At 67.9% G+C, this 11,287-nt stretch carries 10 protein-coding genes; 7 read left to right on the forward strand and 3 right to left on the reverse strand.

All coding sequences use genetic code 11. The annotated features are described in order from the left end of the window. From AB1609_06830 to AB1609_06855, 6 genes are all read left to right on the forward strand, one after another. On the forward strand, positions 1 to 1,350 hold a 1,350-nt coding region (locus AB1609_06830; protein ID MEW6046180.1), incomplete at its 5' end, for an ABC transporter substrate-binding protein. A gap of 101 nt (positions 1,351 to 1,451) precedes the next feature. Beyond that, complete coding sequence (locus AB1609_06835) at positions 1,452 to 2,540, forward strand: ABC transporter ATP-binding protein (GenBank protein ID MEW6046181.1); 1,089 nt, start codon at positions 1,452 to 1,454, stop codon at positions 2,538 to 2,540. Further along, positions 2,527 to 3,480, forward strand: coding sequence for a sugar ABC transporter permease (locus tag AB1609_06840; protein ID MEW6046182.1), 954 nt, complete (start codon positions 2,527 to 2,529; stop codon positions 3,478 to 3,480). Before AB1609_06835 ends, AB1609_06840 begins: the two co-directional genes overlap by 14 nt. Before the next feature lie 7 nt (positions 3,481 to 3,487). Next, on the forward strand, positions 3,488 to 4,345 hold the full coding sequence (locus tag AB1609_06845; GenBank protein MEW6046183.1) for a carbohydrate ABC transporter permease: 858 nt from the start codon (positions 3,488 to 3,490) through the stop codon (positions 4,343 to 4,345). A 214-nt stretch (positions 4,346 to 4,559) separates the two neighbouring features. Next, entirely contained in the window at positions 4,560 to 5,936 is a 1,377-nt protein-coding gene (gene ispG / locus AB1609_06850; GenBank protein MEW6046184.1) for a flavodoxin-dependent (E)-4-hydroxy-3-methylbut-2-enyl-diphosphate synthase, read from the forward strand. A gap of 22 nt (positions 5,937 to 5,958) precedes the next feature. Further along, positions 5,959 to 6,825: a YitT family protein gene (locus AB1609_06855; protein MEW6046185.1), complete on the forward strand. Its 867-nt coding sequence runs from the start codon at positions 5,959 to 5,961 to the stop codon at positions 6,823 to 6,825. Here the strand turns inward: AB1609_06855 and AB1609_06860 are convergent. Then, positions 6,809 to 8,638, reverse strand: coding sequence for a histidine kinase (locus AB1609_06860; protein ID MEW6046186.1), 1,830 nt, complete (start codon positions 8,636 to 8,638; stop codon positions 6,809 to 6,811). The two genes, AB1609_06855 and AB1609_06860, sit on opposite strands and share 17 nt — an antisense overlap. 163 nt (positions 8,639 to 8,801) lie before the next feature. Beyond that, on the reverse strand, positions 8,802 to 9,116 hold the full coding sequence (locus AB1609_06865; GenBank protein ID MEW6046187.1) for an RNA-binding protein: 315 nt from the start codon (positions 9,114 to 9,116) through the stop codon (positions 8,802 to 8,804). Between the two features lie 374 nt (positions 9,117 to 9,490). Between AB1609_06865 and AB1609_06870 the strand changes: the two genes are divergently transcribed. Continuing rightward, entirely contained in the window at positions 9,491 to 10,570 is a 1,080-nt protein-coding gene (locus AB1609_06870) for a glycoside hydrolase family 130 protein (GenBank protein MEW6046188.1), read from the forward strand. 16 nt (positions 10,571 to 10,586) lie between these two features. Here the strand turns inward: AB1609_06870 and AB1609_06875 are convergent, their stop codons facing one another. Beyond that, complete coding sequence (locus tag AB1609_06875; GenBank protein ID MEW6046189.1) at positions 10,587 to 11,015, reverse strand: flagellar protein FlaG; 429 nt, start codon at positions 11,013 to 11,015, stop codon at positions 10,587 to 10,589. Positions 11,016 to 11,287: the final 272 nt, after the last annotated feature.

Consider the following 11,287-nt stretch of genomic DNA (forward strand, 5'->3'; position numbering starts at 1 on the left):
GCGGCGGCGCTGGGGTCGTTCCTGTGGGTGCCCAAGGTCAGGGCCGAGGGACGCCGCACGCAGAAGATCATCCAGTGGAGCCACATCGTACCGGCGTATGACGTGTGGTTCGACAGGTTCGCCAAGGAATGGGGCCAGAACCACAACCCGCCCGTGGACGTCACGGTCGATCACATTTCCTTCGCCGACCTGGTGCCCCGGGCCACGGCCGAGGTGGCGGCCCAGCAGGGGCACGACCTTTTCATGTTTATCTCGCCGCCCGCCGCCTTTGAGCCGGAAGTCATCGACATGGCGGACGTGGTGCGAGAGGCCGAGCGGCGGCACGGTCCCATCCTGGATCTGGCCAAGCGCAGCACCTACAACCCCGTCACCGGCAAGTGGTTCGGCTTTTCGGACAACTACGTGCCCGACCCCGGCGACTACCTGAAGAGCGTCTGGGAAGCCGTCGGGATGCCGAACGGCCCCGATACCTGGGAGGACCTGATCACGGCGGGCCGCGCCATCAAGAGCAGGTTCCCCGAGATCCAGATCCCCATCGGCATCGGCTACTCCCAGGACATCGACTCCAACATGGCGACCCGCGCCATCATGTGGTCGTTCGGCGCCTCGGTTCAGGACGAGAAGGGCCGAGTGGTGCTCGACTCCGAGGAGACGGTGCGGGCGGTGGAGTTCGGGGTGCGGCTCTTCCGCGAGGCCATGAACCCGGCCGTCCTGAGCTGGAACGCCGCCTCCAACAACCAGGCGCTCAACGCCCGCCAGACCTCGTACATCCTCAACTCCATCTCCGCCTACCGGACGGCTCAGGACAACAAGCTCCCGGTGGCGGACGACATCTTCTTCGTCGATGCGCTGAAGGGCCCCACGGGGCTTCAGTGGTCGAGCGAGCACGTGATGGGCGTCTACGTCATCTGGAAGTTCGCGCAAAACCAGGACCTGGCCAAGGAGTTCCTGCTCTACCTCGTGGACCACTACCGCGACGCCGTGCTGGCGAGCAAGCTCTACAACTTCCCGTCGTTCCCCGGGTCCGTGGCGGACCCCGGCACGCCGGTGAGCCAGAAGCCGCAGGCCGGGCAGCGGTGGATCGAGTCGGTCTGCGAGAACGATCCGTTCGGATCCAACCCTCCAAGCAAGCTGGCGCCGATTGCGACCGCCCTCACGTGGTCGACCAACGTAGGCCATCCGGGCACGGCCAACCCGGCTATCGGCGAGATCTTCGACACGTTCGTGCTGCCGGACATGTTCGCCAAAGCCGCCACGGGTCAGATCAGCGTCCGGGACGCCGTCAGGCAAGCCGACCGGCGGGCCCGGGAGATCTTCGACAAGTGGCGCCGGCGGGGCCTCGTGGCGTAAAAAGAGAATGCGATCGGTTACTTCACCTTGGCGGAAGGGGGAGCGGGCCGCACCAGGAGCGGCCCGCATCCCTTGACCTGGCAAAGAGAGGCGCGAAGTGGATGGCGAAGGTAGAAACCAGGGCTCTTCGCAAGCATTTCGGCAGCGTCGCGGCAGTGGACGGCGTGGACCTTACCATTGAAGACGGCGAGCTTCTGGTGCTTCTCGGCCCCTCCGGGTGCGGCAAGACCACCCTCATGCGGATGATCGCCGGCCTCGAGAAACCCACCGGCGGCCAGATCCTCATCGGCGGGCGCCCCGTCGGCGACGACGTCCCGCCCAGGGCTAGGGGCGTGGCCATGGTCTTCCAGAGCTATGCCCTCTACCCGCACAAGACCGCGTTCGACAATATGGCTTTTCCGCTGCAGGCCCGCCGCACGCCGGCCGAGACCATCGCTCAGCGGGTGCGGGCGGCGGCCGGCATGTTCGGCATCGGGCACCTGTTGCGCCGCCGCCCCCGGGAGCTTTCGGGCGGCGAGCGCCAGCGGGTGGCGCTGGGCCGGGCCGTGGTGCGGGACCCCCAGGTCTTCCTGCTCGACGAGCCCCTCTCCAACCTGGACGCCAAGCTGCGTGCCACGGCTCGCGACGAACTGAAGCAGTTCCAGCGCCAGATCGGCACCACCACCATCTACGTCACGCACGACCAGGTGGAAGCCATGGGCCTGGGCGACCGTATCGCCGTCATGAACCACGGAAAGGTGCGCCAGGTCGGGACGCCGCTGGAGGTCTACGACGACCCGGCCGACACGTTCGTGGCCACGTTCTTGGGGTCACCCCCGATGAACCTCATCCCGTGGGACGCCGATACCCTGATGGGGTTCCGCCCGGAGAGCTTCCTGCCGGTCGAGGCGCTGAACGGCGAGGCCGAAGTGCAGCGTTTCCGGTTCCGCGTGCGGCGGGTCGAACACCTCGGTTCCGACCGGCTCCTCTACGGGCTGCTGGAGGGGTGGGAGCCGGCCGGGAAGGAAGCGGCCGCCGGTGCAGGGCGGGCGCGCTCGGCCGATCAGCCCGGCACGGTGATCGCCAAGCTTCCCGTGTCGCTTTCCGTTTCAGCCCACGAGGGCGAGGCGTACGAGTTCGGGATTCCGGCCCGGAAGGTGCGCTTCTTTGACCGGGCCACGGGGATGAGCCGCAGCCATGGGCACGACTAGACAGACCGTGGAGCTGGCACCCCGCCTTTCGGGCCTGCAGGCGCGCCTGCGATACTGGCCGGACCGTGCCGGGTTGCTTGGCTGGACCATGCTGACGCCGGCGCTCGTGTACGTGAGCGTGCTGGTGGGCGTACCGTTCGTGCTGGCCATCGTGCTGAGCTTCAGCGCCGCCACCGCCGGGAGCCTTTCGTTTTCGTTCGTGGGGCTCAACAACTTCGCCTCGGTGATCCGGGACCCCACCTTCCACACGGCGCTGAAGAACACGCTTTTCTTCACCCTCGTCTCGCAGGCCCTGGTCATCGTGCTGGCATCGATTCAGGCCAGGCTGCTCACGGTGGCGTTCCCGGGGCGGCGGGCGGTGCGGTTCCTCGTGCTGCTGCCGTGGGCGGCGCCCGTGGCGCTTTCCAGCATGGCGTGGACGTGGATCTACGACTCCACGTTCAGCGTCATCAACTGGACCCTGAGCGCCCTGCACCTGCTCAAGCCGGGGCAGTGGCTGTACTGGCTGGGCACGCCTGATCTTGCGATGGCCGCCATCGTCATCGTACACGTGTGGCGCATGTTGCCGTTCGCCACGGTGGTGCTGATGGCGGGCATGACGTCCATCCCGCAGGACATCCAGGAGGCCGCCGTCATCGACGGGGCGAGCCTGTGGCGGCGGATGCTCCAGATCGAGGTGCCGCTGCTCCTCCCCATCGTGGCGGTGGCGGTGCTGTTCGGGGTGGTATTTACCTCGACAGACCTCTCGGTGGTGTGGCTGCTGACCCGCGGCGGCCCTTACAACAGCACGCACGTGCTGGCCAGCCTGGCGTTCCAGCGGGGCATCCTGGGCGCCAACCTGGGCGAGGGCGCGGCCACCGCGCTGTTCTTGTTTCCCGTGCTGGTGCTGGGTGCCGTGGTGATGCTGCGGGTAGCGCGGCGCACTGAGGTGGGGGCGTGAGGCGGGCTTGCAGCGAGTTATCCAGGCCGTCAAGTGGACCCTCTTCTACACAGCCGTCACCGTCTTCGTCGTCTTCGCGGTCTTCCCGTTCTACTGGATGCTCGTCACGTCGTTCAAGCAAAACCGCGACCTGTACGTGGGCGCAACGAACACCGCCCACATCCCTTGGATCTTCAACGACCCGCCGACGCTCGACCACGTGCGGCTGCTGTTCCACAACACGCCGTACGTGACGTGGCTTTCCAATACAGCCTTCACCGGGGCGCTGGTGGTGGGCATCACGCTGGCGGTCGCTGTGCCCGCCGGCTACAGCCTGGCGAGGCTGGTCGGGGACTGGGGCGAACGGCTCGGGATCGGCGTTTTTCTCACGTATCTCATTCCGCCCACGCTGCTGTTCATCCCGTTCAGCCGTCTGGTGTCGGCGCTGGGGCTGCAGAACTCGCTGTGGGCGCTGGTGCTGGTCTATCCCACCTTCACCATCCCGTTCACCACGTGGCTTTTGATGGGCTTTTTCCGGGCGATCCCCCGGGACCTCGAGGAGCAGGCCATGATCGACGGGTATAGCCGGCTGGGCGGCATCGTGAAGGTCGTCATGCCACTGTCGGTACCCGGCGTACTGACGGCGGTCATCTTCGCGTTCACGCTGGTCATGCAGGAGTTCGTGTACGCGCTGACCTTCGTGACGTCCGTGGACAAGATGACGGTGAGCCTCGGGGTGCCGGTGGCGCTCGTGCGCGGCGACGTCTACTACTGGGGTTCGCTGATGGCGGCCGCGCTGTTCGCCAGCGTGCCCATCGCCATCGTGTACAGCCTCTTCATGGATCGCTTCATCGCCGGCCTGACGGCCGGGGCGGTGAAGGGGTAAGTCAGGCTCCCCGGCCGGCGAGAGGCCGTCCGGACGGCCGGGGTACGGTGGCGAGGCCGAAGGCCAGGGCCGGACCGACTGACCGTCAGTCGGTCCGCAATGCCATCCGTGCGTCCGGCGATGTCTTGCGGGCGACCGTTACATGAGGCATGGGCTGCGGCATTGCATGCCGGTGCGCCCTTTCGCTAGACTGGGAGAGGTCGGAGGCGCGCCAATGCAGGCCAGCGGCAAGACTCGGGGTCGCGACAATAGTACAGACATTCGAACGCCGTACGCCGGCGGCGCCGGCAAGGCTGCCGCGGAGGCGGCGGATACGGCCGTCCCCCCTACGGATCCGCGGCCACGGCGCCGGACCGTCACGGTCAAGGTGGGCGGTGTCCCGGTCGGCGGCAGCAACCCCGTCGTCGTTCAGTCGATGACCAACACGGAGACGGCCGACGTGGAGGCGACCGTCCGGCAAGTCGCGGAGCTGGCCGACGCCGGAAGCGAACTCGTGCGCATCACCGTCAACCACGATGACGCTGCCCGCGCCGTGCCCCGCATCGTCGAACGCCTGCGCTCCATGGGGTACGACACGCCCATTGTGGGGGACTTCCACTTCAACGGGCACGTGCTTTTGACGCGCTATCCCGAGTGCGCCCGGGCGCTCGACAAGTACCGCATCAACCCCGGCAACGTGGGAGCTGGCGGCAGCCACGACGAGAACTTCCGTACCATCATCGAGCGCGCCGTCGAGTTCGAAAAGCCCGTGCGCATCGGCGTGAACTGGGGCTCGCTGGACAAGCAGCTGCTGGCGGACCTGATGGATCGAAACGCCAGGCGGCCCCGGCCGCGGGACGCCGGCGCGGTCGTGCTGGAAGCCATGGTCGAAAGCGCTCTGCGCTCTGCAGAACTTGCCGAGAGCTTGGGGCTGCCGCACGACCGGATCGTCCTCAGCGCCAAGGTCTCGAGCGTCCCCGAGCTCGTATCCGTCTACCGCAAGCTCGCGGCGGCGTGCGACTACCCGCTGCACCTGGGGCTGACCGAGGCAGGGATGGGCAGCCGCGGCATCGTGGCCAGCACGGCGGGGCTCGCCATTTTGCTGTGGGAGGGCATCGGTGACACGATCCGGGTGTCGCTCACGCCCCGGCCCGGCGAGTCCCGAACCGAAGAGGTGCGCGTGGCGCAGCAGATCCTGCAGTCGCTCGGGCTGCGAAGCTTCCTGCCCCAGGTGAGCGCCTGCCCGGGGTGCGGGCGCACCACCAGCACGTTCTTCCAGGAGATGGCAGACGCGGTGACCCGCTACATCCAGCAACGGATGCCACAGTGGCGCAGGCGCTATCCGGGCGTCGAGGAATTGCGGGTGGCGGTCATGGGCTGTGTGGTGAACGGTCCCGGCGAGAGCCGCCACGCCCACATCGGCATTTCGCTCCCGGGAACGTTCGAGGAACCGAAGGCGCCGGTGTACATCGACGGCAAGCTCGCCACCACGCTGCGAGGGGAGAAGCTGGTGGACGAGTTCCTGGAGATCCTGGAGCGCTACGTCGAACGCCGCTTCGCCCCGGACGGAGCCGGGCGGCCGGTTGCCCCGGCGCCCGACGGAGTCCGTTAGCGCCCGGCCCGAGGCTAAACGCGTGAAAACACGGTGGACGGCCCGAGCAGCAGGCGTCTGGGAACGCGGTGGTTCCTGGCTGCAGATTGCCGCCGGGTCGTTGGTGACGGCCCTGGCGGTCAACCTGTTCCTGGTGCCCTTCAAGCTCGCGGACGGCGGCATCGTCGGCGTCTCCATCATCCTGCACTACCGGTTCGACTTGCCGGTGGCGCCGCTCGTCGTCGCCCTCAACGTGCCCATCTTCCTGGCCGGATGGCGAATCCTCGGGCTTTCGTTCATCGCGCGGACGTTTTTCGGCGTGGCGACGCTCGGCCTGTTCATTCAGGCGACCCGGGGCATCGCCGGGGTGACCCACGACGTGCTGCTGGCGACCCTTTACGCCGGCGCCGTTCAGGGCATCGGGTTGGGACTGGTGCTCCGGGCGGGAGGGTCCACCGGCGGCACCGACACCCTGGCGCGCATCATCTCGCGGCGCACGCAGTTGAAGGTGGGGCAGGTCATCCTGTACTTCGACCTGCTGGTGCTGGCTGCCGCGGGCCTGACCTTCGGGGCCGAGCGCGCACTTTACGCCGCGGTTACGCTGTTTTTGACCAGCCGCGTCATCGACTTCATCCTGGAGGGACAGTACTCAGCGCGAGCGGTGCTGATCATCTCCGACCGGCATGATGCCATCGCCAGGCGCATTCTGGCGGAACTGGAGCGCGGGGCGACGCTGCTGCAGGCCCGAGGGGCGTACACCGGCGCCGAACGCCCCGTGGTCTACTGCGTCGTGACCCGGGACCAGGTACCGCGGCTGCGCGCCATCGTGCACGGGGAGGATCGAGACGCCTTCATGGTGATGCAGGAGGCCTCCGAGGTGCTGGGCGAAGGGTTCACGCGGCTGCCGTAAGGGGCACACGCACGGCGATGCGGGTGCCCGCGCCCGGCCGGGTGCTGATGGAAAGGGTGCCGCCCAGGAGTTCGACGCGCTCTTTCATGCCTGCAAGCCCCAGGGCCGGGTGGTCGGGCCGGTTCATCACCTCGTCGAGATCGAAGCCGCGGCCGTCGTCCTCGACCGTGAGTTCCACGGCGCGATCGCCGTTGGGGGGGCAGGCGAGCCGCACCCGCACCCGGTTTGCCCCCGAGTGTCGCAGCACGTTGGTCAGGGCCTCCTGCGCCACGCGGAACAGGGCCGTCTCCAGCGTCTGGGGGAGGCGCCGGTCGGTGCAGCCGTTGGTCTCGGCCACCACCGAGATACCGGCGGGTTCCAGGTGCGTGCGGGCATACCAGGCCACGGCGTCGGCCAGGCTGAGGTCGTCGAGGGCAGCCGGCCGCAGATCGTAGGTGATCCGGCGCACCTCTTCCAGGGTGGCCTCGCTCAGGTTCCGCAGGTTGTGGAGGCGGCGCGAAAGCTCCGCGTTGCCTTCCGGAACGGCCGCAATGGCCATGTCCAGCCGAAGCATCAGGCCCGTCAGAGACTGGCCCACGCTGTCGTGGAGCTCCCGGGCGATGCGCCGCCGCTCGTCCTCCTGTGCCCCCATCACCCGGGTGAGCAGCTGCCCCCTAAGGCGCTCTTTCTCACGGACCTCCTCGAAGAGCCGGAAGTTGTCCACGGCGATGGCCACCAGGTTGGCCGCCGCTTCAAGCAGGGTCGCGTCCTCGGGGGAGAAAGGGGGCTCGCCGGCCCGCACCGCCACCAGCCTCCCCAACCTCCGCTCCTTGACCGCCAGGGGAAACTCCAACCAGCTGCGCACGGGCCTGTCCCCGTGCAAGAGCCCGACGCGTCCCCACTCTTTAACCTGCGGGCGGGCAGCCTCCCCGTTCAGCGTGATCCCGCATGCGTCGGCGTGGACCAGCCTCCCGACCTCCTCGACCACCTCCGCGAGGGCCTGGTCCATCCGCTCGGTGTCGGCCAGGGTGCGTCCGAACAGCCGCAACTCCGAAAGCCACCGGGTCAACCGCCCGACCTCGCGCTGCAGCCCCGCCGTGTGACGCTGGATGCGTTCGGCCATGTCGTTGAACGCTGAGGCCAGAAGTCCCATCTCGTCGCGGCTTTGCCAGTTCACCCGGGCGGCGTAGTTGCCGGCCGCAAGCTGCTCGACTCCGGAGACCAGAGCGGCCAGGGGGCGCAGGACGATCCGCGAGATGGGCACGCTCAGGGCAACGATGGCCACTGCCAGCGACAGGGCCATCAGGCCAGCCAGCCACCGGGCGGAGGAGGCCACTTGACGGGAAAGGCGTTGCGTATCCAGGGAGACCGAGACAGCCCCGAGAACCGGCTGCTCGGCGGTGTGGCACGAGGCGCAGGAAGGCCCGTTGAGAACGGGCTCGATGGCCACCAGCTCGCCGGAGGAGGCAACCTCTCGCACGAGGGGCTTGCCGGTCTTGACGACTTGCAACAGCTCCGGACGGGAGAGAAGGGTGCCGATCTCTTGGACTTCCGAGGAGGACCAGACCCGCCCTTCACCCGTGACGATGTCGACCCGCCGCACCATGGGCTCGCCCCGGAGGTGCCGGATGATCTCCTGCATCTCGCCGGGGTTGTTGCGGACCATCGAAAACTCGAGCCCGCGATAGATGATGGAAGCCAGCGTCTGTGCGGCCTGCTCGACCTGGCGCACGCCCGCCGTCCGCTGGAGGTGCACCATGGCTGCAGCCGACGCGCCGCCCACGATCAGCACCACAAGCGAGACGGCGAGGAGGATCTTCAGGTTCAGCCGCACGTCTGGGCCCCCCCGGCGCGGCTGTTCGTGCCGGCCGGCGCGAATCCCTCTCGCCGGCGGCGGCACAAGCCCGGCAGACGCGTCGGGCCCTCCCAAAAAAGGGAGCCCGGATCATCTCCGGGCCCCGTCCTCCTGCTTCGAGGGATCGCCTCGACGACTCGCCTTAGAAGCCGCGCCGCGGCCCGCCACGAGCGCCGCCGGTGCGCCCCCGGCCGCCGTTGTCGCCGCGCTCCGGGCGAGGCTGGGCCTCGTTGACCGTGAGCTGACGCCCGTTGAGCTCGTAACCGTTGAGCGCCTCAATGACGCCCGCCGCTGCCTCGTCAGCCACCTCCACGAACCCAAACCCACGCGAACGGCCGGTGTCTCGATCGGTGATCACCCGGGCGGAGATAACCTCGGCGTGCTCAGATACCAGGCGGGCGAGATCTTCGCTGGTCACCGACCACGGCAGGTTACCGAAAAAGAGGGTCTTCGCCATCTACCAATCTCCCCTTGCGAATCCGGCCCCTCTAAACCGGATCTCTGCGGAAGAGTAATCGCTCGGAGGTTGCACGGGACCGGAGCCTGCAAGGGCACCTGCCGGAGCAACGCTCACCGCGATCCGCTACCAACTATACGCCCGGCAGCCCCTCAATGCAATAGGCGGCGGGCGGCGCGGCCGGCCGAGCCCCCGAGCCCCCGGAAGGGCACGGCTGCCAGCAGCCTCGCTTCCTCCAGGTTAAACCAGGAAAACCGGGGGTTTTACGCGTATCCTGGCATCGGTTGAGGCCTTGATGCAACAACCCCCGTCGCCTAACCTGGACAGAGAGTGCTCCCTGACAGAGAACGTGGAGAGGGTCACGGATCACAAAAGTGGCAGTCGAGCTGAAGCGCTATCAGCGCAACCCCATCCTGAGCCCGGCCGACATCACCCCGTCTCGCCCCGACCTCGAGGTCATCGGCGCCTTCAACGCGGGCGCCGCGCTGTTCGAGGACGAGGTCATCCTGCTGGTACGGGTTGCCGAGCGGCCCGTCCCGGCGGACGCCGGCAAGATCGGGATCCCGATGGTGGATCTCTCGGGGCCTGTACCGCAGCTCGAGGTGCAGTGGGTCGATCGCAACGCGCCCGGCCTGGATCTCTCGGATCCCCGCGGTATCGTCTATCAGGGCCGGCAGTACCTGAGCAGCGTTTCACACCTGCGCGTGGCCAGGAGCCGGGACGGATTCCACTTTACCGTTGACCACCACCCGACCATTCTGCCGGCCACCCCTTACGAGGTATACGGCGTGGAGGACCCGCGCGTCACGCAGATCGACGGCGCTTACTACGTGGCGTACACGGCCGTCTCGCCGCGGGGTGTGGCGGTCTCGCTGATCAGGACGACCGACTTCCGCCAGTTCGAGCGGATTGGGATCATCTTCCCGCCCGAGAACAAGAACGTCGTGCTGTTCCCCGGGCGGTCGGCGGGGCGATACGCCGCATTGCATCGCCCCTCCAGCGGAGCGTTCGCCGCCCCCGGGATCTGGCTTGCGTATTCGCCCGACCTCGTTCACTGGGGCGAACACCACCAGGTGATCAGCGCCCGGCCCGGCATGTGGGACGGGGGCCGGGTGGGAGGCGGTGCTGTCCCGATCGAGACACCGGAGGGATGGCTCGCCATCTACCACGGCGCGGTGGGCGGCCGCTACTGCCTGGGCACGCTGCTGCTGGACCGCGACAACCCGCACCGGGTGCTGGGGCGGTCGCTGGACCCGATCATGACACCTGTCGAACCCTACGAGAGAAGCGGCTTCTTCGGGTCGGTGGTGTTCACCTGCGGAGCCGTGCAGAAGCCCGACGGCGAGGTGCTGGTCTACTACGGCGCCAGCGATTCCACCGTGGGCGTGGCCATCACGTCGGTAAACGAGCTTCTGAGCACGGTTCAGCCGGCGGCGGCGGTGCCTGCCGCGTGATGGTACCGGGCCCGCATCAGGCCCGCTCGTCCACGACGATTCCCACGAGTTCCCAGATGCGCGCCACCAGGTCGAGGTAGCGTTCTGGCGGGATCTCCTTGATGACCTCGTTCGTTTCGGTATTGATGACCTGGACCCAGATGCGGCCCGTGTCCTGGTGGACGTTGAACTTCAGGCGCCTGTGCGACTCTTCGAGGATCTGATTGATCAGGTCTGCCGTCTTCGACAGGAGCGAAGCCCCGGAACGGCCCCGTACAGGCAGGTCCTCCTCGGTCTGGGTCGCAGCGCCCCCGGTCGCGCCGACGCCGACCTCTCCCAGCCCAACCCCTTGGGCTGCGGCTCCTGCCGGGTGGCGCACGGCAGAGGCGGGCAGGTCGGGGATAACGGATAGCTCGGGTGAGGTACCGCGCCAGGCCGAACGCAAGACGGTGCCGACGGTCACCATCCGTGCATCTGCTCCTGTCACCCCTGGACGTGGCTCGCCTGGGGATCCCTGTGAAAACAGGCAATTTCCTTCCAGTATTATCGGTCGCCCCGCGCGCCCGCTTTAGGGAGGTGCCGGGCGCCGGCTCAAGCCAGCAGGTTGAGGTGCAGCGCCGGCCGCTCGCCAAACGCGCCCTCCCGGGCCAGCTCGGGGATGACAAGCCCGCTCTGCTCGATGTGGGCCATGGCGTCTCCACTTCTCGCCGTGAAAGCAATGCCCGACAGCGCCGCCTC

The organism is Bacillota bacterium, assembly GCA_040754675.1.
Classification (GTDB): domain Bacteria; phylum Bacillota; class Limnochordia; order Limnochordales; family Geochordaceae; genus Geochorda.